This is a genomic window from Kitasatospora sp. NPDC030952, assembly GCF_055571335.1.
The window spans coordinates 264,516-288,285 of record NZ_JBVIFM010000008.1; the positions used below are offsets into that span (position 1 = coordinate 264,516).

General features: G+C 74.1%; 21 protein-coding genes and 1 riboswitch. Of the genes, 17 read left to right on the top strand and 4 right to left on the bottom strand.

What is annotated here, in order from left to right; all coding sequences use genetic code 11:
- The first annotated feature begins 166 nt into the window (after positions 1–166).
- Positions 167–1,768, top strand: a complete 1,602-nt coding sequence (locus ACZ47G_RS17165; RefSeq protein ID WP_465743427.1) for a sialidase family protein — start codon at positions 167–169, stop codon at positions 1,766–1,768.
- A gap of 69 nt (positions 1,769–1,837) precedes the next feature.
- On the opposite strand, the gene ACZ47G_RS17170 is transcribed toward ACZ47G_RS17165, so the two are convergent.
- On the bottom strand, positions 1,838–2,350 hold the full coding sequence (locus ACZ47G_RS17170; RefSeq protein WP_465743429.1) for a DUF3995 domain-containing protein: 513 nt from the start codon (positions 2,348–2,350) through the stop codon (positions 1,838–1,840).
- A gap of 256 nt (positions 2,351–2,606) precedes the next feature.
- Between ACZ47G_RS17170 and ACZ47G_RS17175 the strand changes: the two genes are divergently transcribed.
- The 3 genes from ACZ47G_RS17175 (at position 2,607) to ACZ47G_RS17185 (ending at position 4,782) form a co-directional block, all read left to right on the top strand.
- The gene (locus tag ACZ47G_RS17175) at positions 2,607–3,113 is read left to right on the top strand and encodes an RNA polymerase sigma factor (protein WP_465743431.1); all 507 of its coding nucleotides are present in this window, start codon (positions 2,607–2,609) and stop codon (positions 3,111–3,113) included.
- A gap of 29 nt (positions 3,114–3,142) precedes the next feature.
- On the top strand, positions 3,143–3,700 hold the full coding sequence (locus tag ACZ47G_RS17180; RefSeq protein ID WP_465743433.1) for an SRPBCC family protein: 558 nt from the start codon (positions 3,143–3,145) through the stop codon (positions 3,698–3,700).
- 209 nt (positions 3,701–3,909) lie between these two features.
- On the top strand, positions 3,910–4,782 hold the full coding sequence (locus ACZ47G_RS17185; RefSeq protein WP_465743435.1) for a polysaccharide deacetylase family protein: 873 nt from the start codon (positions 3,910–3,912) through the stop codon (positions 4,780–4,782).
- Between the two features lie 96 nt (positions 4,783–4,878).
- Here ACZ47G_RS17185 and ACZ47G_RS17190 read toward each other — a convergent pair whose 3' ends face one another.
- Positions 4,879–6,696 carry an N-acetylmuramoyl-L-alanine amidase gene (locus ACZ47G_RS17190; protein ID WP_465743437.1) on the bottom strand — a complete coding sequence of 606 codons (1,818 nt, stop codon included), beginning with the start codon at positions 6,694–6,696 and terminating at the stop codon, positions 4,879–4,881.
- 507 nt (positions 6,697–7,203) lie between these two features.
- On the opposite strand from ACZ47G_RS17190, the gene ACZ47G_RS17195 reads away from it, so the two are divergent.
- Positions 7,204–8,268, top strand: coding sequence for a glycosyl hydrolase family 18 protein (locus ACZ47G_RS17195; protein ID WP_465743439.1), 1,065 nt, complete (start codon positions 7,204–7,206; stop codon positions 8,266–8,268).
- A 131-nt stretch (positions 8,269–8,399) separates the two neighbouring features.
- Entirely contained in the window at positions 8,400–9,194 is a 795-nt protein-coding gene (locus tag ACZ47G_RS17200; RefSeq protein WP_465743441.1) for a polysaccharide deacetylase family protein, read from the top strand.
- Positions 9,195–9,289: 95 nt separating this feature from the next.
- Here ACZ47G_RS17200 and ACZ47G_RS17205 read toward each other — a convergent pair whose 3' ends face one another.
- Positions 9,290–10,003 (bottom strand): IclR family transcriptional regulator, encoded by a 714-nt coding sequence (locus ACZ47G_RS17205; RefSeq protein ID WP_465743443.1) that lies wholly within the window; start codon positions 10,001–10,003, stop codon positions 9,290–9,292.
- 199 nt (positions 10,004–10,202) lie between these two features.
- Positions 10,203–10,345: riboswitch (SAM riboswitch) on the bottom strand.
- A 273-nt stretch (positions 10,346–10,618) separates the two neighbouring features.
- Between ACZ47G_RS17205 and ACZ47G_RS17210 the strand changes: the two genes are divergently transcribed.
- Positions 10,619–10,876: a hypothetical protein gene (locus tag ACZ47G_RS17210; RefSeq protein WP_465743445.1), complete on the top strand. Its 258-nt coding sequence runs from the start codon at positions 10,619–10,621 to the stop codon at positions 10,874–10,876.
- 71 nt (positions 10,877–10,947) lie between these two features.
- Here the strand turns inward: ACZ47G_RS17210 and ACZ47G_RS17215 are convergent, their stop codons facing one another.
- Positions 10,948–11,739, bottom strand: a complete 792-nt coding sequence (locus ACZ47G_RS17215) for a class I SAM-dependent methyltransferase (RefSeq protein ID WP_465743447.1) — start codon at positions 11,737–11,739, stop codon at positions 10,948–10,950.
- A gap of 291 nt (positions 11,740–12,030) precedes the next feature.
- On the opposite strand from ACZ47G_RS17215, the gene ACZ47G_RS17220 reads away from it, so the two are divergent.
- Genes ACZ47G_RS17220 through ACZ47G_RS17265 form a run of 10 tightly spaced genes read left to right on the top strand, consistent with a single transcriptional unit; the run spans position 12,031 to position 23,729 of the window.
- Complete coding sequence (locus ACZ47G_RS17220; RefSeq protein ID WP_465743449.1) at positions 12,031–13,263, top strand: hydroxymethylcytosylglucuronate/cytosylglucuronate synthase; 1,233 nt, start codon at positions 12,031–12,033, stop codon at positions 13,261–13,263.
- Between the two features lie 55 nt (positions 13,264–13,318).
- Positions 13,319–14,320, top strand: coding sequence for a cytosylglucuronate decarboxylase (gene blsE, locus ACZ47G_RS17225; protein WP_465743451.1), 1,002 nt, complete (start codon positions 13,319–13,321; stop codon positions 14,318–14,320).
- Positions 14,308–15,375, top strand: a complete 1,068-nt coding sequence (gene blsF, locus ACZ47G_RS17230; RefSeq protein WP_465743453.1) for a CGA synthase-related protein — start codon at positions 14,308–14,310, stop codon at positions 15,373–15,375. Before blsE ends, blsF begins: the two co-directional genes overlap by 13 nt.
- Before the next feature lie 34 nt (positions 15,376–15,409).
- The gene (gene blsG / locus ACZ47G_RS17235) at positions 15,410–16,570 is read left to right on the top strand and encodes an arginine 2,3-aminomutase (protein ID WP_465743455.1); all 1,161 of its coding nucleotides are present in this window, start codon (positions 15,410–15,412) and stop codon (positions 16,568–16,570) included.
- Entirely contained in the window at positions 16,567–17,748 is a 1,182-nt protein-coding gene (locus ACZ47G_RS17240) for a DegT/DnrJ/EryC1/StrS family aminotransferase (RefSeq protein WP_465743457.1), read from the top strand. Before blsG ends, ACZ47G_RS17240 begins: the two co-directional genes overlap by 4 nt.
- A complete protein-coding gene (locus tag ACZ47G_RS17245) occupies positions 17,745–19,235 on the top strand; it encodes an ATP-grasp domain-containing protein (RefSeq protein ID WP_465743459.1) in 1,491 nt (496 codons plus the stop codon). The genes ACZ47G_RS17240 and ACZ47G_RS17245 overlap by 4 nt, the downstream gene beginning before the upstream one ends.
- Positions 19,232–20,614: an MFS transporter gene (locus ACZ47G_RS17250; protein ID WP_465743461.1), complete on the top strand. Its 1,383-nt coding sequence runs from the start codon at positions 19,232–19,234 to the stop codon at positions 20,612–20,614. Before ACZ47G_RS17245 ends, ACZ47G_RS17250 begins: the two co-directional genes overlap by 4 nt.
- Before the next feature lie 52 nt (positions 20,615–20,666).
- Positions 20,667–22,523: a hypothetical protein gene (locus ACZ47G_RS17255; RefSeq protein ID WP_465743463.1), complete on the top strand. Its 1,857-nt coding sequence runs from the start codon at positions 20,667–20,669 to the stop codon at positions 22,521–22,523.
- 22 nt (positions 22,524–22,545) lie between these two features.
- Positions 22,546–23,232 (top strand): class I SAM-dependent methyltransferase, encoded by a 687-nt coding sequence (locus ACZ47G_RS17260; RefSeq protein WP_465743465.1) that lies wholly within the window; start codon positions 22,546–22,548, stop codon positions 23,230–23,232.
- Between the two features lie 5 nt (positions 23,233–23,237).
- Positions 23,238–23,729 (top strand): nucleoside 2-deoxyribosyltransferase, encoded by a 492-nt coding sequence (locus ACZ47G_RS17265; protein ID WP_465743467.1) that lies wholly within the window; start codon positions 23,238–23,240, stop codon positions 23,727–23,729.
- The last annotated feature ends 41 nt before the right edge of the window (positions 23,730–23,770 follow it).

The window sequence follows — 23,770 nt, forward strand, 5'->3', positions numbered from 1 at the left end:
ATGAATGGTGCGGACAGGGTAAGGAGCGCGCGCGGATCGTTGGCGCGCCCCCCGAGGCTGGATAGACTCGCCCGCCCGACCGGACGTCAGCTCCCGTTCGGCACCGGAGCGACACCACACCACCCCGGACACCAGGCACCTCCCGCCGACGACCATGGGGGTCTCCATGCAGTTCCGCGCCAGGACGTCACTCGCCACCGCGGCCCTCGTCCTCGCCTCCCTCACCGGCGGCGCCCCGGCCGGCGCGACCACTGCCGGCGCGACCACTGCCGGCGCGACCACTGCCGGCGCGCCGCTCGCCCTGATCTCACCCGGCGATCCGTACGCCGCCTGCGACCTCGCCGCCGACGGCCCCGGCACCAACTCCCCGGCGGCCGAGGACGAACCGTACGCCGCCGCCAACCCGCTCGACCCGGCCAACGCGATCACCATCTACCAACAGGACCGCTGGTCCAACGGCGGCGCCCGGGGCCTGAGTTCGAGCTACACCACGGACGGCGTGCACTTCACCCAGACCGCTCTGCCGTTCACCCACTGCGCGCCGGGCGGGCTGGCCTACCAGCGGGCCTCCGACGGCTGGGTGAGCTTCGGCCCGGACGGCACCGCCTACGCCAGCGCCCTGGTCTTCGACGCCACCACGCCGCGCGGTGCCGTGGCCGCCGCCACCTCGACCGACGGCGGACGCAGCTGGCAGCACGTCACCGAGCTGATCGCCGACGACGACCCGGCGATCACCGACGACAAGAACGCCGTCACCGCCGACCCGGTGCACCCGGGCGTCGCCTACCAGGTCTGGGACCGGGTGGACCAGGCCGCCGGCCCGACGCCGGTCTTCGACGGACCGGGCTACCTCTCCGTCACCCGTGACCACGGCCGCACCTGGTCCCCGGCGAAGCCCTTCGTGATCACCGGCACGACGCCGAACACCCAGACCATCGGCAACCAGATCGTGGTCGATCCGCGGACCGACACCCTCTACGACTTCTTCGACTGGATCACCTTCACCGACGCCACCGCCACGACGGTCAGCGATGTGCATTTCGGCATGGTCAGCTCCACCGACCAGGGCCGCACCTGGAGCCAACCGGTCCGGGTGGCCGCCGACACCTCCGTCCCCGAGGTCGACCCGAACGCGCCGGCCGACGCCTCCAAGTCCCTCCGGGCCGGCGCCGGCCTGCCGAGCGTGGCCATCGACCCGACGTCCGGCGAGCTCTACCTCGCCTACGAGGGATCGGAGTCCACCGGCGGCCGGTACGACGCGATCCAGCTGGTGCACTCCACGGACGGCGGCCGGACCTGGAGCGGTCCGACCCGGCTCAACCAGGCCCCCGGCTCCCCGGCGTTCACCCCGTCCATCACCGTGACCGCCGACGGCACCGTCGCCGTCAGCTACTACGACCTGCGCTACCTCACCCCGGGCAACACCACCACCCTGCCCACCGCCGCCTGGCTGCTCAGCTTCCCGCGCGGCGGCGAGGACAGCCCGGTCGAGCGGCAGATCACACCGGTCTTCGACTGGCTCCAGGCCCCCGACGCCGGGGGCCACTTCCTCGGCGACTACCAGGCGCTGATCAACGACGGCCGCCAGGTGCGCCCGGTGCTGGTGACCGCCAACAGCGCCGCCCCGCTGAACTCCACCGACGTGTACAGCGGCCGCTTCCAGCCCGGCACCCTGCGCAGCCCCGCCGCCGGCGTGCCGAGCGCACCGGCCGCGCACGCCGCGGCGCCCGCCACCACCGCGCGCGCCGTCCAGCACCTGCGGCGCTGAGCCGCACCCGGCGGACGGACGGTGTCCTGCGGCTCGGGGAGCCGCGGGGCGCCGTCCTCGTTCGGGAGGTCAGGCCCGCACCGTCCCCGGCCGGTCCACGGGGGCGACCACCGCCGCCGGATCCGCCGCCGAGAGCTGCCAGGCGGCCCGGCCGAGCAGCAGGCAGAGCGGGGTGTACACCAGCAGGTTGAGCCAGTAGAAGGTGTCCCCCGGGTCCGCCCAGGCGCCGGTCACCCAGACGAGTCCGGCCGCGCCGCGGGCGAGCAGTCCGGCGGCCACCGCCCGGCTCGCCCAGCGCGGCAGGAAGGCGGGCAGCCGGCCGGCCAGGGCCGGCAGTCGTCCGCCCTGAGCCAACACCAGCGCGGCGCCGGAGAGGAGCGTCCCGGCGAGCGGCACCAGCACCTGCGGGGTGAACGGCACCTGGGTGTTGAGCACCAGCTGGGAGAGCCGGACGGTGCCGTCCACCGGCCAGGTCCGTCCGGTGGCCCAGTAGAGGTGGACCAGACCGTCCACCGCCAGCACCGCGCCGACCGCGGTGGCCCTGCCGCGGTTCCTCGTCGGCTTCCCCGTCGACTGCTTCATTGCCGACTTCGTTGCCGTCTGCAGTGCCGACTTCATTGCCGTCTTCATTGCCGACTTCATTGCCGTCTTCATTGCCGTCACCTCGTGGAGTGTCAGGACGCTTGGACACCCGGAGGAGCCCCCCGCCCGACGATCCGTTCCTGTGACGAGGAACACTGCCGCCGGACGGAAACCGCGTGGAACCTTTCGCCCTCCCGAGGCCTCCCTCCACGGACCCCCTCGTTTGCCCGTCGACGGAGAGAGCGGAGAGCGCACCATGCAGGAGCCACCGCCCGGCCTTGCCGAGCTGGTCCGGGCCGCCCAGGGCGGCGACCAACTCGCGGTCGGCCGGCTGCTGGACCTGGTCTCCCCGTACGTCCGCCGGCTCTGCGGCCCGATCGCCCTGGAGGACGGCGCGGACGCGACCCAGGAGGCGCTCATCGTGGTCTTCCGCAAGCTGCGCCAACTGGAGGAACCGGCCGCCCTGTTCGGCTGGGTGCGGGCCATCGCCGTCCGGGAGGCGGTGCGGTACGCCACCCGGGCGGCGCGCTCGCGGCCCGCCGAACTCGGCGAGGTGCCCGCGCCCGGCGACCCCCAACTCGGCGCGGACATCCGCGACGTGCTGTCCCGGCTCTCCCCCGAGCACCGCGCGGTGCTGCTGATGCGCGACCTGGAGGGCCTCGACGAACGACAGACCGCGGCGCTGCTCGCGGTCGCTCCCGGGACGGTCAAGTCCCGGCTGTCCCGGGCCCGGCTCAGTTTCCGAAAGGCGTGGCACCAGTGACCGACACCCCGACGCCGCAGGAGCCGCAGATGCCCCAGATGCCTCCGGTGCCGCTAGAGCCGAAGGAGCCGAAGGAGCCGCAGGAGCCCCAGGAGCCCCAATGGCCCGTCGCCGACTTCGACCCGGTCCGGCGGCTGCACGTGATCGCCGCGACCGCGCCCGGAGCGGCGCGGATCGGCGAGACCGTCCTGGACGCGCCGTTCGAACAGGTCTGGGCGCTCGCCCAGGACCTGGAGCGCACGATGCCGCTGTGGATCCCGGACGTCCGCACGGTACGGCTCTCCGCTTCCGGGCCGGCCGACGACGCGCTGCTCCGAACCGCCTCGCTACAGGCCCGGATCCACGGCCACTCCCGCCTCCGGGCCACCTTCGGCATCGACCTCGCCCCCGGCTGGTGCCTGATGCAGAGCCGCCTGGTCCTCGGCGGGATGGCGGCCCGCCCGGAGTCCGGCCGCACCACCCGCTTCGCCTTCCTCGGCGGCCTTCGCTTCCCCGGGGCGCGCCTGCTCGCCCCCGCGCTGCGCCCGTTCACCGGGGACCCGCTGGCCCGGTTCGCCGCCCTCCTGGACGAGGAGGCCGGGGCGTAACACCCACCACGACCACCGGACCGGCCCTCGGCTTCCACCTGCTGGTCGGCCGTGGACAGGATGCCGTTGACGACGCCGTCCACGTTCCGGCCGCGGGTCGATGCCCGAAGGTCGTGAGGCCGTGCGATCCGACCCGGCATTCCAGGCCCTGTCCGCTCGCTCCGCCGCGCCTCCCAAGGGAGTTGCCGATGGCCCCCTTACCTTGGGGCATGCGCATTCTTGCTGCCTCCGCGGTCGCCGCGACGGTGATCCTCACCTGGGTGGGAACCGCCGTCCTCCCCGCAGCCGCCCTCCCCACTACGACCCGTCCCACCGTGGCCCGTCCCGTCGCCGGTCCGGACCGTCCGGACCGCTCGCTCCTGCCGTCCGCCCGCCCGGGCACCGCACCGGAGGCCGCCGCGTCCCTGCGGGCGGCGCGCGGGCCGCGGTCGGTGGCCTGGCTGTACGGTTCGGAGGTCCGCCGGCTCCCCACCGAGGAGCGCGTGGTCGCGCTGACGTTCAACGCGGCCTGGGACGAGACCGGGCTGGACACCGTCCTCAAGGTGCTGCGACAGCAGCAGGCGCCGGCCACGTTCTTCCCGACGGGCCAGTTCGCCGAGCGCCACCCCACCGCGGTCCGGTCGATGGTGGCGGCCGGGCACGGTGTCGCCAACCACTCCTACAGCCACCCGCCGTTCGCCGCCCTGACCGGCCAGGAGCGCCGGGAGGAGGTCGAACGCGCCGACCGGGCGATCCGCGCCGCCGCCGGTGCGGAGCCGCTGCCGTTCTTCCGCTTCCCCTACGGCGACACCACCCCGGGGCAGATCGCCGAGGTCAACGCCCTCGGCTTCGCGGACGTCGAGTGGACCACCGACACCAACGGCTACCTCGGCACCGCCGGCGGCATGACCGTGCAGAAGGCCGTCAAGCGGGCCCTGGACGAGCTCGCGCCGGGTGAGATCGTGCAGATGCACATCGGTTCGCTCGACGGCCAGGGCCCGGTGCTCGACGCGCAGGCGCTGCCGCAGATCATCGACGCCGTGCACGCCCGGGGCTACCGCATCGTGGACCTCCGCACCCTCCTGAACGCCCCGGCCCCGTAGCGCCGCCGGGCCGGTCGCGGCCACCGTCCCACGACCGGCCCCGCTCCGGCTCACCCCGCCGGCCTGCTCCGTCCCACCACCGGCCCCTGCTCCCGCTCACCCCGCCCCCGCAGCGGGCGGGAGCACCTGGACGTCGGCGGCCCGGAGGAACGCGAGCCGGTGGTTGAAGCGGATGGTGTAGTAGGTGTCCTGACCGACCACCAGGGTCCGGTCGTTCGGCACGCTCCCGTTGATGGTGCGTTGCTGGAAGAAGTCGGCGGGCCGGGGCGTGCCGTCCACCGCGACGTACGCCTGACCGGCGGCGATGGACGCCCGCAGCGGCACCACCGGAAGCGGCTCGATGCCCGGGTACGGGGCGTACGCGGACGCCTCGGGGTAGGCACGGCCGTACACCGGGACCGTCTCCAGCCCCGGTCTCGGTGCGAGCAGCGTTCGAGCGACCGTTCCTCCCCCGGGACCGGACGGTGCGGCGGGCCACCGGTCGCGGCGGGTCCGGCGGCCGCCCGGGTCGAGGAACCAGCACTTCTGCCCGTCGTACCAGATCGCCGTCCAGTCCCCCGTCCGGTCGGCGACCACGTAGCTGGCGCCGGTGACCGCCGTGTCGCTCCAGTCGTCGAGCGCGGCGCTCCCCCCGTTGACCAGCGGGGCGTCGGCGGACGGTCCCGTGTGCAGCCGGACGATGGTGCGCGGCTCGCCGTTCGCGCCCGGTGCGCCCGGTGCGGGCGGTGTGGGCGGTGCGCCTGGTGCGCCCGGTGCGGACGGTCGGCCGGTCTCCTCGGTGGCCGAGGCGATGGTCACGGTGTCGCCAGGGCGCGGCGGACCCTGGTCGGGGCTCGTCGGGAGCGCCGCGCCGAGCAACTCCAGGTAGTGGTCCCAGTCCCAGAAGGGGCCCGGGTCCGTGTGCATGCCGGACACCGCCTCCTGGGTCGGCGCCGGAACCTCCTCGTGGCCGATGACGTGCTGCCGGTCCAGCGGGATCCCGAACCGCTCCGCCAGGTAGCGCACCAGCTCCGCGGAGGAGCGGTACAGCTGCTCCGAGTACCAGGTCGGGCGGTCGGTGGGGAGCGCGAAGCCCTCGTGCTCGATCCCGATGCTGTGCATGTTGACGGTCTTGTTGCCCGAGTGCCAGGCGATGTCCCGCGTGCGCACCAGCTGCACGACATGGCCGTCGGAGGCGCGCACGAGGTAGTGCGCGCTGACCTGCTCGCGCGGGTCCTGGAAGGTGTCCACCGCCGAGGTGTAGCTGCCCTCGGTGTCGTGCACCACGATGTGGTGGATCCGCAGACCGTCCGCCGGCCGGTCGACCGGGTTGTAATTGCCGTACGAGGAAGGGTCCTTGGGATCGATCAGCGCGTACGCGGCGGGCACGAACTCGCAGTCGAGGTGTTCGGGGCACTCGGCGGCCGGCCCGGTGGCTCGGCGCGACGGCGGTCGGGGCCGGTCCGGCGGCACGAGGTCCGGGTCGGCGGCCAGTCGCATCCGGGCACCCTCGGCGGTGGTCCGGGCCGCGCCCGTGCGCAGGGTCTCGAACACCCGGTCCGCGAGCAGGCGGCCGTCGTCGCCGCCGTCCGCTCCCCCGCCGGCCGGGGCGCCCCTCCCGAAGGCCGTCACCGCCCCGTACCAGTCGCCCGGCCCGCCACCTGCCGGGCCCGCGCCGGCACGCCGGTACGACGCCAACAGGGCGGCGCCGCCGCGGAGGTTCTGCAGGGTGTCGCGCCTCAACTCCTCGGCCGGGCGGCCGATCAGCGCGGCCGCGGCGCGCAGCGTGTGCAGCGCGGGCGAGTCCTTGCCCCGGGCTGCCGCGAGGTCGGCGTCGGTCAGGCCCAGGACCCCGTAGTTCCCCGTGGTGCTCGGCCTGCCCTGGTGGGACTCCCAGCGGCTCTCCTGGTAGGCCAGCGCCAGGAGCACTCCCACCGGAACTCCGAACTCCGCTGCCGCCGAGGCGAATTGCTCCTGCAATCGGATCTGTCGGCCGTCGCCCGGCGCTTCGAGGGCCGCGCCCGATGCGACCTGCGGGGCCGTGCAGACGGCGGCGAGCAAAGCGGACAGGACGCCCAGGACGGGTCTCACGATGACAGCCACCACTCCGGTTTCAGCGGACCCTGAAGCTGCACAGCACGTCGTAGTGCTCGCCGCCCGGGCCCAGGACGAGGGTCTGATGGGCGCAGTCCGCCCGGTCGTGCGGTCGGTTCTGCGGGCGAGGACACCCGGCGTGCCGGCTCCGACCGGGCGCCGGGGGCTGACCTCACCCGCGCTCCGGTGGCCCCCAGAGTTCTAACACGCGACCGCGCCCCGCAGAGGTCCGCGGCGTCCCCGCGTGTCGGTCCTGGACGGCCGCCCCGGTGGGCCGTTCGGTCGCCTGCCGTGTCGGGTCGGCGGGGGCGGGCGCGCTCGCCGCACTGGCTGTGGAGGATGGCCGCCATGACGATCGCGCTCCCCTCACCCGTCCGCGCCGCGGGTGCCGTCCTCGCCGCCCTCGCCCTGGTCGCCTGCCCCGCCACCGCCGGGAGCGCCGCCGGCGCCTACCGCCCCGCCCGGACGGCATCGGCCTGGCTGCCCTGGTGGGGCGGGGAGGCCGCCCTGGAGGACGCGCTGCAGCACGCCTCCCGACTCCACACCGTCAGCCCCTTCTGGTACGAGGCCAGCTCCGACACCGCCATCGGCGGCTACTCCGGCGCGGGCGACCGGCGCACCGTGGACCGGCTGCACCAGAAGCGGATCAAGGTCGTGCCCACCGTCATCGAGACCCCCGACGCCACGGCCATGGCAGAACTCCTGGAAGACCCGGCCCGCCGCGCCGCCCACGTCGACGCGCTCATGGAGATCGCCGGGAGCGCCGGGTACGACGGCCTCGACCTGGACTACGAGCGCATGGCCGAGACCGGTGACGAAGGGCTGCGGGAGCGGGTGCGGATCGGCTACAACGCCCTGACCGGCGAACTCTGCGCCCGCCTGCACGCCCGGAACCAGCAGTGCGTCATCACGGTGATGCCCCGCACCCACGACAGCGGAGGAGCCTACGACTACGCGCACCTGGGCCGGGTCGCCGACCGGATCCGCATCATGGGCTACAACCTCCACGACGCGACGGACGAGCCGGGGCCGCTGTCCTCGCTCGCCTGGTACGAGGAGTTCCTCGACTACGCGACCGCCGTCGCGCCCCGCGGAAAGCTGGAGGTCGCCCTGCCCGCCTACGGCTGGGACTGGACCCTCGGCTCCGCCGAACGCGCCAAGCACGTGACCCAGACGGAGGCCGAAGCGCTGCGGCAGGACCGCGGGGCCGACTACGTGTTCGACGAAGTCTCCGGCACACCGCACTTCGGCTACACCGACGGCGGCGGCGCGAAGCACGAGGTCTGGTACCAGGACGCCAGGGGCGCCGCCGCCCACGTCGCGGTGGCGCGGAAGCACGGCGTGCGGAACACCGGCCTCTGGGCGCTGGGGTTCGAGCGGCCCGACCTGTGGACGGCGCTGGCGCAGCCGTAGGCGTAACCGTGGCCGTGGCCGTAGCCGCTGCGGTCCGGTCGGCCCCCGGGTGGCGCTTCGCCCGCTGGGTGGCGAAGGCCGTCCGGTGTGTCCCCGGCCGCGCTCCGGAGCGGCGCGCCCATACTGCGGCAATGACCGTTCACCAGGGCGTGTTCGCACGCCGTCCGCTGCTCAAGGCCGCCGGACTCGCGCTGCCCCAGGTGCTCGGTGCGGGTACGACCGCCGGCGCCGCACGGGCCCTCCCGCCGGCTCCGGGCAGGACGGGGGCCGATGCGCCGGGCGGGACCGGCCGACCGCGCGAGCCCCAGCAGTCGGTGCACGCCGGGCCGATGACGATGGCACTGACCTTCGACGACGGCCCGGGCCCGTTCGCCACCACCGCCATCCTCGCGGTCCTGCGGCAGTACGGCGTGACCGCGACGTTCTTCATGCTCGGCGCCAACGTCGAGAAGTATCCGCAGGTGGCCCGCCAGGTCGCCGAGGAGGGCCACCGCATCGGCAACCACAGCTGGTCCCATCCGCGCTTCGACGGCCTGTCCGCGGCTGCGATCAGGACGGAGATCGCACGCACCGGCGACCTCCTCGCCGCCACCACCGGCCGCCGTCCGGTCCTGTTCCGGGCCCCCGGCGGCCATTTCACCCCGGCCTGCCTGGCCGTCTGCGCCGACCTCGGACTGCTCCCGGTCTCCTGGTCCGTCGACCCCGAGGACTGGTCGAACCCCGGCACCGAGGTGATCGTGGACCGGGTGCTCACCGAGGCCCGGACCGGCTCGATCGTCCTCAACCACGACGGCTGCCTCACACCCGAGTTCGTCCCGGCCCCGGGCGGACCGGCCGACCGCTCCCAGACCGCCGAAGCCGTCCACCGCTACCTGCCACGGCTCCGCACGGCCGGCTACCGGTTCACCGTCCCCGGCGACTCCTGACGCCCGCCTGAGCTCCGCGACGGAGCGGTGCACCGCGGTACCGGACCACGGCGCACCGTCACAGGTCGCCCCGTCGCAGGTCGCAGGCCGGCAGATCAGGGGCGGCGCAGCGCCTCGCTCAGCTGGCCGGCCGCCTCCACCACCGCCTGGGAGAGGCGGGCGCCGGGGTGCCGGGTGAGCCGTTCGATCGGCCCCGAGACGGAGACGGCGGCCACCACCCGCCCGCCCGGTCCGCGGACGGGTGCGGCGACGGAGGCGACGCCGGGCTCGCGTTCGCCGACGGCCTGGGCCCAGCCCCGGCGCCGGACCCCGCTGAGGGCGGTGGCGGTGAAGCGGGCGCCCTGGAGCCCCCGGTGGAGGCGCTCGGGCTCCTCCCAGGCGAGCAGCACCTGGGCGGCGGACCCGGCCTTCATCGGCAGGGCCAGGCCGACCGGAACGGTGTCGCGCAGGCCGAAGAGCCGCTCGGCCGCCGCCACGCAGACCCGGACCTCGCCCTGCCGGCGGTAGAGCTGGGCGGTCTCGCCGGTGACGTCGCGCAGTTGGGTGAGGATCGGGCCGGCGGCGGTCAGCAGGTGGTCCTCACCCGCGGCCACCGACAGCTCGGTGAGCCGCGGCCCGAGGACGAACCGGCCCTGCAGGTCACGCCCGAGCAGGCGGTGGTGTTCCAGTGCGACGGCGATCCGGTGGGCGGTCGGCCGGGCCAGGCCGGTGGCGTCGACCAGGCCGGCCAGGGTGGCCGGTCCGGCCTCCAGGGTGCCGAGGATCGAGGTGATCTTGTCGAGCACGCCGACACCGCTCGTGTTCTCCATGGACGGGTACTCCAGTCTCAGATCCCGTGGCCGTGGGTGGGTTCGGCTCACGGGCGCTCCGGTGGGGATGGGAGCGGGGCGGTCAGCGAGGACGGGCCTGCGAAGCGGGCCGAATGCCTGCGCCGGACACGAGATGGGTACGCGAAAGGGCCGGGGCGGGAAGCGCCCGGACGAAGGACAGCACAGAGAGCACCGTGTCTCCTCATCTTCCCCGCGCCACGTTGGCGACAGGCCGGAGTTGGCACTGACCCCGGACGGCACGGCGCGTACTTCGGACGCCGGGTCGGACGGGGAGTTGCCGGGGCTTCGTAGGGCCGGTCCCTCCACCCCTCTGGATGATTCGCGGAGAACGATACAAGATTTCCCGGGCGTCCCGCCAAACCTTTCCCGCACCTCCACACCCGGAACCCCCGGGACCGCACTCGGAACCCCAGGACCGAACCCCCAGGACCGACACGCCGGGAACGGCGGGACCGGCCGCGCCGGGAACACCGGGAACCTTCGGACCGGCCGCGCCGACGGCCAGCGCCTCCCGGAGCGCAGCGAGCGGCCCGTGACCGCCCGGGACGGTCGGCGGGGCGCCCGGGGCGCCCGGGGCGCGGAAGAATACGACGGGTGACCAGCACTCAGCCGCTTCCCCGGGGCCTCACCGCCCTGATCCCCGACGCCCGCGCCAGGGCCACGCCCGGCGAACGGGCCGCCTCCCAACTCCTGCACCTGCGCGAGGCGACCGTGCCGGTGCCGGTCCTCGCCGCGGCCGCCGAACTGATCGCCCCTCAGCTGCAGGACCCCGACCCGGCCACCCGCGCGGTCGCCACCGCCGTGCACACCCGCCTGCTCTCCGCCATCGAGGATGCCGCGCCGGGCCGGTAGACCCCGCCAGGCCCGGTGACCGCCACCCGACCGAGCGACACCGGCCTCCGAAACCCGCCGGACCGGGGAGTTCAGGCCCGGGCGCCCGAGGCGCGCCGGACGGTGAGCATGTCCTGGGTGTGGCCGATCGCGTAGCTGCCGTCGGGCTGGGCGAAGTGCTCCCGGACGTAGGCGGTGAGGGCGGCCCGGGTGGGGCGGGGGTCCAGGGTGGCGAGGTCGGCGACGTTGACCATGAACTCGGCGACGTCGACGGCCTCGGCGAGGTGGGGCGTGCGGTAGTGGAGGTCGAGGGTCTCCAAGGCGTAGCTGTGGGCCGGGTGGTGGGCGCGCAGGCCGTCGAGGAGAGCGCTCAGGTCGTAGCGCACGCCGGTGAAGTGGGCGGCCATCCTCATGCAGGGGCTCTCGGGGTTCTGCAGGACGACCAGCAGGGTGTCGCCGGGGGCCGTCCACTCGATGGCGCGGGTGACGGTGGGGAGCCAGTCGGGCTCCGGGACGTAGTAGAGCACGTGGGAGAGGTGGACCAGGTCGGCCGGCTCGGACGGCTCGGCGCGGTCCAGCGGTTCGGGGAGGACGACGGCGCCCGGGCAGGCGGCGCCGAGCTTCTCCCGCATGGCGGCGCTCGGTTCCACGGCGATCGTGCGGTCGAAGTACCGGGCCAGGTGGGCGGTGGTGCGGCCGTCGCCGGCGCCGAGGTCCAGCAGGACCCGGCGGTGCGGGAGACCGGTGGCGACCTCGGTCAGCCGGGCGTGGGTCCGGGGCTTCTCGTCGGTGCCGGCGAGGAAGAGGTCGAAGGCCCGCCGGTAGTCGGTGCCGGAGGTGTCCAGCACGCGGACCGGATCGGTGTCGTCCGCCAACTGTTCCATCTGGTGGCCCTCCTGGGGATCGATACGGCTGGGCGCGGATTCGGATGGGCGCCCATTGCAGCCCGCCGCCTCGGTCATCGGGCGCAGGCACGTTCCTGCCCGCATGTTGCGCATACATCAGATTGACTGCCCGTCGTCAATTCACCGAAGGACAATGTCACCTAGTGGGGTGGTTAGCTTTCGTTTTTCCGTAGGTAGTCGAACCGATCCACGATCTCGCGCCTGGTACGAATACGGAACGACAGGAAATGACGACTGAAAAATCCGGAACGGGCGGGGGAGTTGGTACGGATGACGACCAGAATGACGGCGAGGACGGAGACCCGGACGGTCGCCGTGGCCGGGGTCGAGTTCGGCTGGGGCAGTTCCGGCAAGCTGAGCGCGGTGCTGTCCGCCCTCCGGGGCCGCGACGGCGACCGGCTGAGATTCATCGGGCTGGCCTCGGGGCTGGGCAGGCCGGTGCTCGCCGAGCACCCGGTGGAGCGCTGGTTCGACCTGCCGGAGCACCGGTCGGCGGAGGAACTGGTCCGGATCGTCCGGACGCAGCGCGTGCAGGCGGCGCTGGTGGTGCTGGACGGCGGCCTGGCGAAGGCGCTTCGGGCCTGCGGGGTCCCGGTGGTGTTCGTGGACAGCCTGCCGTTCCTCTGGACGGACGGCGACCGCCCCGACCTCCCGTTGGACACCGAGGTCTACTGCGCCCAGCGGTGCGTGGCCCTGCCGCCGGAGGGTGCCCGGGTGCTGGCCGATGTCCACCGGCTCCGCTGGGTGGACGCCGTGATCGCCGACGGCGGAGCCGCCCGCGGCAGCCCGCCGACACCCCACCCCCGGCGCGCCCTGCTCAGCCTCGGCGGGCTGCGCGCGCCCCAACTCACCGACTGGGCCAGCTATCCCCAGCTCGTGCTGCCCGCGGCCCTGGAGGCGCTCACCGCGAGCGGGGTCACCGAGGTGCACATCGCGGGCAATCTGCCCGCCTGGCTGGCCGCGCAGCTGGTGGACTCCTGCGCCCACCCGGCCACCACCACCGTCGGTGCCCTGCCCCACGAGGAGTTCCTGCGCCGCCTCGCCGAGTGCGACGTCCTGCTCACCTCCCCCGGCCTCACCACCCTGCTGGAGGCGGGCCGGCTCGGGACACCCACCATCTGTCTGCCCCCGCAGAACCTCAGCCAGATCTTCAACGGCCGCTTCCACAGCCAGGCGCTGGGCACCGACGCCCGCGTGCGCTGGCCGAAGGAGGTGTTCGACGAGGACGAGGCACTGGCACTGCGCGCCCACGGCGAGGGCAAGGCCCTCGACCTGATCTACGGCGGCATCGCCCGCGCCGCCGACCTCGGCCGCCACCGGGCGGCGACGCCCGTACGGGAGGCCCTGGTCGAGCAGCTCGGGCGCCTGGCCACCGACCATTCCGGCACCGACTGGACGGCGCTGACCAGCGCGGTCGGCACGGCCGGCGCGGAGCAGGTCGCCGACGCCCTGGTCCGACTGCTGGCCGAACGGCCTCCGGGGGCCGCCGATCCGGTCCGCTGATGTGCCCGTGCCGCCGACGGAATCGATCCCAGACGGAAAGGCCCCAGGTGTCCTCGTGTCCCCCACCACGCATCCGCGCCCGCGCTACCTGTTCATCCGCATCCTCGAAGCCTGCAACGCCGACTGCTTCATGTGCGACTTCGCACTCTCCCGCGACACCTTCCGCTTCTCCTCCGCGGACTTCGCCGAACTGCTGCCGAAGGCCCGCGCGGCCGGGGTCGCGTACGTCCGGTTCACCGGCGGCGAACCGCTGATGCACCCGGAGGTGGTGGAGCTGGTCCGGGCCGGCACCGAGGCCGGGATGAAGATGTCGGTCATCACCAACGGCTCCCTCCTCCCCAAGCACGCCAAGGACCTCGCGGCGGCCGGGCTGGCCCAGGTGATCGTCAGCCTGGACGGCTCCTCGGCCGAGACCCATGACACCTACCGCCGCTCCCCCGGCATGTTCGAGGCCGGACTGCGCGGGCTGCGGCTGGCCGCCGAACTCGGCGTGCTGCCCCGTGTCAACACCGTGGTCGGGCCGCACAACTACACCGAAATGCCGGAACTCCAGCGGGTGTTGACGGAGGCCGGGGTCCGCCAGTGGGAGCTGTCGGCGCTCAAGCTGGACCGCACCATCCGCTACCCCGACCCGGACCACGTACGCGCCGTCTGCGACCCGCTGTACCGGGCCGACCCGACGGCCGTCCTGGTCCCGATGGGCAAGCGCTTCTACGGGGACACCCCCGAGGAGCAGTGGCAGTACTTCGAGGACTCCACCCCGCCCCGGGCCTCGCTGCCGCTCTGCCACGTCACCGACGACGTGATCTACGTCGACGGCAAGCGCGGCCGGATGCACGCCTGCAGCTGCATCCCGCACCGGGACGACGGCGACGGCCCGGGCGGCGCACCGCTGCGCGAGGACGGGGTCATCCTGCTGGACACCCCCGCCTTCCGGGCCCACGCGGACCACTTCCGCGACCGCGGCCCGCAGGTGTGCAGCGGCTGTTCGACCACGGCGGCGGGCTACAGCGACGACGTCGCCCGGCTGGGGACGGTGACGCCGTGGCAGTACTGACCGGCGGCCGCGCCGTCCTGCTCACCTGCCGCGAGGAGCAGCTGGACTCCCTGCTCGCGCTGCGCCGGATCGCCGCCCACCTCGGAGACCTCCCCCGACTCGGGCCCGAGGACGCCCGGCGGCCCGACGCCCGACGGCCGGGCGCCGCCCTGGTCTGCGACGACGAGGCGGCCACCGCCCACCTCGTCCGCCTCGGGGTGCCGGTGCTGCACCTGTCCTCGGCCCCGTTCACCGCCGCCGGTCCGCCCGGTGCCCTCGCCCGGGCCCACTGGCCCGACTGGCTGGACCGCCCGCCCGGTGTCCGGCCGACCGGCCTGCTCGCCCCGACCAGGCTGACCCGCAACCGCGACCGGCGCGGTGCCCTGCTGCTGCTCTCGCTCTGGGGCGTCCCCGTGGCGGAGGCGGAGTCCTTCACCGCCGACCGGCTGCCGGCCCTGATCGACGAGGCCGTCCGCCGCACCGGCTGCTGCACCGTCGTCTGCGACACCGCGCTCGACCTGGTCCGCGCCGCGGCCGCCGGCCGGCCCGGCACGAGCGTCGCCCGCGCCGCCGACACCAACGTCGACGCCCGGCACGCCGAATCCGAACTCCTCCTCGCCTCCCCCACCATGGCCGCGCTGGCGCTGGCCCGCGCCCGCCGCGCCCCGCTCTCCTTCCTACCCCCGCTCGGCCCCGCCCAGCGGGCCCTGGCCGGGCAGCTCGCCCAGCTGGTCCCGATCCCGACCCTCGGCCAGACGGGCCTGACGGCACCACCGCCCCCGGCGCCCCCTGCGGGCCCGGCGGACCTGGTGCACCCAGCCGGCCTGGTAAACCCAGTCGGCCTGACCGGCTCAACGGCACCGGTCGGCCCAGCGGCACCAGCCACCTCAACGGCACCGGCCGCCCCGGCCGGTCCCGCCCGCCCTGCCGGTCCCGCCAGCCCGGTCGATCCCGCCGTCTGGCTGCCGCCCTCACCCGAGGTCCAGTGGGCCCCGCTCGGCCCGGAACTGGACGACCTGCGCGGTGCCCAGGCCGTCGCCCGTACCGTCCGCCAACTGCTGCTCGCGCCGCTCTAGTCGCCCGACACCCGCCGCCCCGTACGGAGCCACCGTGTCCCACTCCGCCCGAACCGAACGAGACCTCAGCACCGTCGAACCCCAGCCCACCCCCACCGAGTGGGACGACTGGCGCTGGCACATGCGCAAGCGCATCAACACCGCCGAGAAGGCCCGGCGGTGGATCAACCTGACCGCCGACGAGGAGCGCGCCATCGCCGGGGTGGCCGGCCGCTACCGCTGGAGCATCACCCCGTACTACGCCTCCCTGATGGACCGGGACGACCCGCTCTGCCCGGTCCGCCAGCAGGCCGTCCCGGCCGCCGAGGAGCTGCTGGAGTTCCCGGGCGCCGAGGTGGACCCGGTCGGCGACACCCTCTACCGGCGGACCAACCGGGTGGTGCACAAGTACCCGGACCGGGTGGTCCTGCTGGTCACCGAGGCCTGCCCGGTCTACTGCCGGCACTGCACCCGCAAGTTCCACACCACCGACCTCGAGGGCAGCTACTTCCGCGACGACGAGGGCGGCGCCTACGACGAGGACCTGCGCTACATCGCCGAGCACCCTGAGATCCGGGACGTCCTGCTCACCGGCGGGGACCCGCTCTCCTACCAGGACGGCCGGCTGGAGGAGATCATCGCCGGCCTGCGGGCGATCCCCAGCGTGGAGATCATCCGGATCGGCTCCCGCTTCCCCGTCCTGCTCCCCCAGCGGATCACCGACGAGCTGTGCACCATGCTCGCCCGCTACCACCCGGTCTGGCTGAACACACACTTCAACCACCCCAAGGAGATCACCCCCGAGTCCGCCGCGGCCGTCGACCGGCTGCTGCGCCACGGGATCCCGGTCGGCAACCAGACCGTGCTGCTGCGCGGCATCAACGACGACGTGCCCACCATGCGCCGGCTGATGACCGAGCTGCTGCGGATCCGGGTGCGGCCGTACTACCTGTACCACTGCGACAACGTCACCGGTGTCGCGCACTTCATGACCTCCGTCGAGAAGGGCTGGGAGATCATGGACGGCCTCCTGGGCCACATCACCGGCTTCGGCGTGCCGCAGTACGTCCTGACGACCAAGATCGGCAAGATCCCGGTCTCCCGCCCCTCCTTCACCGAGACGCCCGACGGCGGGCTGCTGCTGCACAACTTCCGCGGCCAGCAGCTGCGCGTCGACGCCGCCACGCACCCGATCACGGAGACCGACGCCCGATGACGCTCCACGACCGCCAAGGCCAGCGCTTCCTCCCGTACGGCGCCAACTACCTCGACTGGCAGGACATGGCGGAGCTGCGGGAGGTGATCGACCACCAGGTGCTGTTCCGCTACCAGACCGAGCAGGAGAGCATGGCCTCCCGGCTGGAGCGCCTGGTGAGCGAACGCCTCGGCGTCGCCCGCACCCTGGCCGTGCACAACTGCACCGAGGCGCTGCGGCTGGCGCTGATCTCCACCCGCCCCTCGGTCGGCGACCTGGTGTACATCCCGGCGGTCACCTTCGTCGCGGTGGCCGGCGCGGTGCTCTCCTGTGGGTTGATCCCGGTCCTGGTGGACGCCGACGAGTCGCTGTCGATGGACCGCACCCTCCTCCCGGCGGACGCCAGGCGGGTCGTCGTGGCCCACATGGAGGGCTCCGTCGCCGCCCTCCCCGAGAACGTGCCGTACGTCATCGAGGACTGCGCGCAGACCCTCGGCGGGCGCTTCCCCGACGGCCGGGAGGCCGGCACGGCGGGCTACGCCGGGGTGTACAGCTTCCACCACAACAAGGTGCTCACCTCCGGCGAGGGCGGGCTGGTGGTCAGCGACGACGAGCAGGCCTGGGCCGCGATGCGTTGCTACCACGACCACGGCTCGGCGCGCGTCCCCGGCCGCTACCCGACCTGGGACCAGGACGCCTACTACGGCGAGAACTTCGTCACCAGCGAGGAGGTCGCCGCGATCCAGTGCCAGCAGTTCCGGCACCTGGACGAGGTGCTGGCCGGCCTGGAGCGGATGTACGGCCTGGCCATGGAGGCCCTGCCCAACCGCACCGACGTCCAGGTGCTCCCGCGCGCCCGGGGCGACGTCAAGGTCAGCCTGCGGTTCCGTTGCGAGTCCCGCGAACTGCGCGACGCCGCGGTGGCCGCGCTCACCGCCGAGGGCATCGCCAACTGGACGCTCGGCAAGTACCTGCTGCCCGAGCACCCGGTACTGACCGGCCGCCGCTCGCTGTACGCCGACGGCTTCCCGTGGAACCTCGCCCCCGAGGGCCGGCCGCTGACGCTCAGCCGGGACGGCTTCGCCCGCACCCGCGACCTGCTGGAGCGCACCCTGTGCGTGCCGCTGTCCCCCGAACTGCCGCAGGAGCAGCAGGCCGTGGCGGTCAAGGCGATCCGGCGCGTGCTGGAGGCGGTGTGAACGCGAACCCCCCGACCCCCGCGAACCCCCCGACCGCCGCACCCCCCGCACGCGGCGCCCCGTCCGAGGCGCCGGTGCTGCTCCTGGTGGACGACCGGCCGTCCTCCTTCACCCGGTACGCGGCCCGCACCCTCCCGGAGCACCTGGTGCTGCTCCGCTTCGAGGAACTGCGCGGCGACCTCTCCGAGGACCACCTGCGCCGCACCGCGCACCTGCCCGCCTTCTGGGTGCGCGCCGACGTGCCCCTGGCCCGGGAGGCGGCGCGCTACCGCGCGTGGGCGGACGGACTGCCCGTACGGCCGAGCACCTTCTGCAACCCGAGCGAGCCGCGCCAGGCCCTCGCCCACCGCTTCGCCGAGCTGGCCGGGCTGCCGCACCTGAGCAGCCGGCAGGTCACCTGGGTGCGCGACAAGGCCGAGATGAAGCAGCGCTTCCGTGAACTGGGCCTGCGCACCGCCGAGTTCGCGCGGGTCCGGACGGCTGCCGAGATCGACTGGTTCGCCACCGCGCACGGCTGGCCGCTGGTGCTCAAGCCGGTGGACTCCTTCGCCTGCGTGGACACCCACCGGCTGGACGGCCCCGGGTCACTGGCCGGCATCGACCTCACCGCCCGGGACTGGATGGTCGAGCAGTTCCTCAGGGGCACCGAGTGGGAGGTCTGCGCGATCATCCACCGGGGCGAGGTGCTGGACGCCTGGCCGAGCGCCATGCCCTGCCGCCCGCTGGACATCGTGGACGGCGCGATGAACGCCAACATCAGCGTCGGCACCGACGAGGCCCCGCCGGTCGACCTGCGCGCCCTGGTGCAGCGGATCGTCACCGGCATGGGCATCGACCACGGCTACGCGCACATGGAGTTCTTCCTGATCGACGGCCGGCTCTACGCCGGGGAGATCGGCCTGCGGCTGGCCGGCTGCGAGATCCCGGCCAACCACGGGCACGCGTACGGCTTCGACGTCTTCGGCGCCACCCTGGACGTCTACCGGGGCATCCGCCCGGCCCTCCAGTACCGCCGCCGCCAGTGCGCCGGGGACCTCCTGCTGCCGCTGCCGGGCTCCGGGACGGTCCGGCGGATCACTCCGACGGAGGAACTGCTGCGTGTCCCCGGGGTGGTCGAGGCCGTTCTCAAGGTCGGTGTCGGCGACGCGGTGTCCGCCCGGCGGGCCTCACACAACGCGTCGGGGTACGTCCATGTGGTCGGCGCCTCGATCGAGGAGGTGGAACGGCGGATGCGCGAGGTACTCGGCGCGTTCACCATCGAGCTCGGCCCGGCGACGGACGGCCGGACGACTGACGGCCCGGCGAAAGACCGCCCGGCGACAGACGGCCCGGCGACGGACGGTCCAGTCACGGACGGTCCGGTCACGGACGGCCCGTCAGTCGAGGGCGCTACAGCCGCGGGCCCGACCCGGTGCGGCACAGCCGACGGCGACGCGGTCACGGGCGGCGGCGCAGCCGGGAGCCCGGCGATGGAAGGCGCCCGGTGAGCGACACTCCGACCGACGGGACCGCACCCACCCCCACGCCGCCCACGCCGCCCACCCAGCCGAGCCCGCCGACGCCGGACGGCGACACCCTGGCCCGCCGCCTCGGCGCGCTGCTGCGCCGCCCGCACGTCCCGGCCGTGGCCGGGTGGAGCGTGGTGTCCCGGCTGCCGGTCTACCTGATGTCGCTGGCCACCGTCCTGGTGGTGCGCGAGCAGGGCGGCAGTTTCGCCCAGGCCGGGCTGACCAGCGCGCTGTACACCGCCGGGTTGGCGGCCGGCGGTCCGCTGGTCGCCCGGCGGCTGGACCGCACCGGGCGCCGGCCCGTACTGCTCGCCACCGGCCTGCTCTACCCGACGGCCCTGACCGCGTTCGCCTGGGCCACCAGGCCGGGCAGTTGGGCCCAGCTGGTCGTCGTCGCCCTGGCCGGGATCGCCCTGCCGCCCGCCAACGCCTGCATGCGTTCGCTCTGGGCCCGCCTCCCGCTGGCCGACAGCGAGCGGGACACCGCCTACCTGTGGGAGGCGGTCCTCGCCGAGGTGCTGGTGATCGGGGCGCCGCTGATGCTGGCCGCGCTGATGCTGGCCGGGTCCGCCGCGCTGGCGTTGACCGTCGTGGCGGCGCTCGGCGGCACCGGCGCGCTCGGCCTGGCCCTGGTCCGGCTGCCCAGCGGGACGGACCCCGCGCCGTCCACCGGGCGCCGAGACCTGCTCGGCCCGCTGCGCAGCCCGGCCATGCTGGCGCTGACCGCCGTGATGGCGGCCTGCGCGGTGCCGATCGGGCTGCTCACCCTGGCCATCCCGGCCTTCGTCTCCGCCCACGGGTCCCCCGGCGGCACCGGCGCGGTCTACGCCTGCTGGGGCGTGGGCAGTGCCCTGGGCGCCGTCTGGCTGGGCCGCTCCCAGTCCGACGTCCCGGCGCCGGTGCGCTTCCCGCGCCTGGTGCTGGCGTACGCACTGGGCACCGGTCTGACCCTGGCCGCCACCTCCCAGCCGCTCCTGGCGCTGGCGCTGGCGGTCGGCGGCGCACCGATCGCGCTGGTGTCGGCGGTCGAGATGACCCTGGTCGGCGCGGTGGCGGACGGCCGTTCGCTGGCGGAGGCCTTCACCTGGGCCTCGCTGGCCACCGTGCTGGGCGACGCGGCGGGCCAGCAGACCGGGGGGCTGCTGGTGGAGCCGCTCGGGCCGCGCGGGGTGTTCGCCCTCGCCTTCGGCACGGCGCTGGCGGCGGCCGTCCTGGCCTTCGCCTGCCGCCCCCTGCTCTCCCGCACGACCGCCACCATCGGCACCACCGCCACCATCGGCACCACCGCCGGGGTCGACGCCGACGCCGTCGCACCCGCCCCGGTGGGAGCCGCCCCCGAGCCGGAGCGCACCACCTGACCATGCGACCCACCCGCCCCGCCCGTCCCCGAGGTCCCCGAGGTCACCGACGATGAAGTCCGCAGTCCCGCTGTTCCGGCCGGTCAAGTCCGCCCAGTTCCCCACCGCCGTCAAGGAGTTCCTCGAGGTCATCGAGGTCCGCGACGTACCCGACGGGGCACAGGTCCCCGTCCCGGTCGAGGGCCGGGACGACCTCGCGCAGAGCGTCGAACTCGCCGCCCGCCTCTACACGGCGCTCCAGCGCCCCCGCCCCCTCGACCACGGCGTGCTCCTCGGCGCGGAGCAGCTCCCGGACGGCCTCGCCGACCTGGTCCGCCCGCTCGCCGACAACTGGCTGACCGAGGAGCAGCTCGCCGACGCCCCGGCCTTCCTGCGCGACCACCCGGGCGGGCTGCTGCTGGTCGGCTGCTACGACCGGCTCACCCTGGACCCGGTGCGCTCGCTACTGCTGGCCACCTACCGCACCCGCACCCACGCGCTGACCCTGCTCAGTGGGCGCGACGCCGCCTCACTGGCCTGGAGCATCGCCAAGCAGTACGCCCTTCCGGACCCGGAGGTGGCGGCGCTGGGCCTGTTCACCGACACCGACCGGCCGCCGCACCTGCCCGGAGTGCAGGTCTTCGACGACCGGGACTTCGAGCGGGTGGACATCCAGTCCGCGATCCTCGGCAGCCGCTGGCGCAAGGTCGCCTTCCAGGGCCACGGCAAGGACGACAGCGTCAACCTGGGCGAGTTCACCATCTGCGGCCTCAACCCGGCCGCGCCCGCCCGGCCCGGACTGCTGGGCCCGCGCTGCGCGTACGGGCTGCCCTGCTACAAGCCGGAGGACAAGCTCGTCCCGCTGCACCGGGTGCCGGCCGTGGAGGTGGTGCTGAGCGCCTGCAACAGCGGGCCGCTGGCCGACCTCGCGCTCTACGATCCCAAGTACCAGCTGCTGCTCAACGCGCTGGACGGCCCGGCCCGTACCGTCGTCGCGGCGGTCTCGGTGCACGATTCCGACCGGCCGGAGAACGTCGCCTGGATGCGTTCGGCGCTGGCCGGCGGCGACACCGTGGACACCCTGAACGCCAGCCTGGCCGGCTCGCACCCGTACCCGGCCTTTCTGCGCTTCGGGCTCCCGGACCGGGCACCGGCGGCAGCCCCGCCCGCCTTCGCCGAGCACCGCCCCGATCCGCTGCTGCTCACCGTCGGGCACCGGCTGACCGCCCTGCTCGGCTCCGAACTCCTGCCGCACAACCACGCGTTGCGGCCGCGTCTGACCAAGCTGGCCCGCAAGGTGGATCTCTGGGTGGCGCGCCCGACGCACCTCGCCGACCAGTCCGCCGAGGAGGTCCGAAGCTCGCTCACCGCCGACCTCCAGTCGCTCGACCACGTGATCGCCGGGCAGGTCGCGGCGAACCCCGAGGACGAGCTGATGAACTACCCGGCGCACTTCGGCGACCGCAGCTCGCTCGATCCCGAGGTCCGCGAGGTGACCTGCCACTGCGGCCGGCCCTCCCAGGAGTTCACCCGGCGCGGCCTGCTGCCGAACGTGCTCGACACCACCTGCGCGGTCTGCATGCGCTGCGGGGACGTCACCTTCCGGCTGCCCGAGGCGCCCGCCCTGCTCGCGTACGGCGCGGACGAGGTCCGGCAGGGCGAGGTGCTGGAGGTGCGCGCCGTCCTCACCGCCCCGCGCGGCGGGCCGGTCCGGCTCGGCCTGTTCGTCCCGAGCTACCTGCGCGAGGAGGCCACCGTGGAGCCTGAGTTGGCGAAGGTGCGGGCGGTCGCCGGCCAGCCGCAGGACGTCCGCTTCCGGATCCGCTTCGCCCCGGACACCGCCCCGCAGGCGTACTACTTCACCGTCTTCGCCGTCCAGGACCTCGCCGTCTCCACGGCCCGGCGCCACTTCGGCGTACTGCCCCGCTGACCCCCGACCCGAGGACAGTGCCATGACCACCACCCCCGCCACGCCTACCACCCCCAGCACTTCTGCCACTCCCGCCACCACCACGAGTCCCGCCTCCCCCACCGGCAAGCCGGAGATCCGACTCATCGAGCAGAACGGCGAGGTGACCCTCAGCATCGGCGGCGAGCAGGCCATGCAGGCCTGGGAGCGCGACCTGATGTGGGCCAGCGCCGACCTGCTGTGCGAGTACGGGCAGGACTTCTACGAGGTCGGCCTCGGCCTCGGGCTGTCCGCCCTGCGGATCGCCGGGAACCCGGGCACCCGCAGCCACACCGTGCTCGAACTCTTCGACGAGGTCGAGGAGTTGTTCCGGGCCCAGCACCCCGAGCTGCCCGCCAACCTGGCCATCGAGCGCGGCGACTTCTTCCGCCGGATCTTCGAGCTGCCCTCGGAGAGCGTCGACGGCATGTTCTTCGACCCCGCCCTGGACATGGAGGTGTGGACCGACACCGAGCTGTGGGCCCGCACCATGCCCGAGGTGGTCCGGGTGCTGCGCCCCGGCGGCGTGTTCATCCCGTTCTTCAGCACCAAGCCCGAACTGCGCTGGCAGTACACCCCGCACTTCCGCCGGATCCGGGTCGAGCGCCACCAGTACACCGCGTACGACACCACCGAGTACACCTACGGCACCAGCGGCGACGCCTACATCCAGTGCTTCCTGAAGGACTGACCGCCATGACCGAACGCACCGGCGCCACCCCGCGCTCCCTCTTCCTGGCCGGCCCCTTCATCCAACTGCTCGACCCGGCCACCGGCGAGATGCCCGCCGACGCCCGGGCCCCCTTCGACCTGCTGATCAAGCACTTCGAGGCCCAGGACATCGCCGTCCACAACGCCCACCGCCGGGAGGCCTGGGGCGCCGAGCTGATGCGGCCCGAGCAGTGCACCGCGCTCGACCAGGACGAGATCCGCAAGGCCGAACTGTTCGTCGCCCTGCCCGGCTCGCCGGCCTCGCCCGGCACCCACATCGAGATCGGCTGGGCCAGCGCCTTCGGCAAGCCCATCGTGCTGCTGCTGGAACGCGGCCGGGAGTACACCTTCCTGGTCCAGGGCCTGCACACGGTGGCGACGGTCGAGGAGGTGGTCTACACCGACCTCGCCACCGCGCTGCCCGCCGTCGACCGGGCGGTCCAGCGGGTGCTGGCCCGGCACCGCGACTGTCCCTGACAACCCACCCGGCCCCAACCACCCCACCACCGACAGGAGTT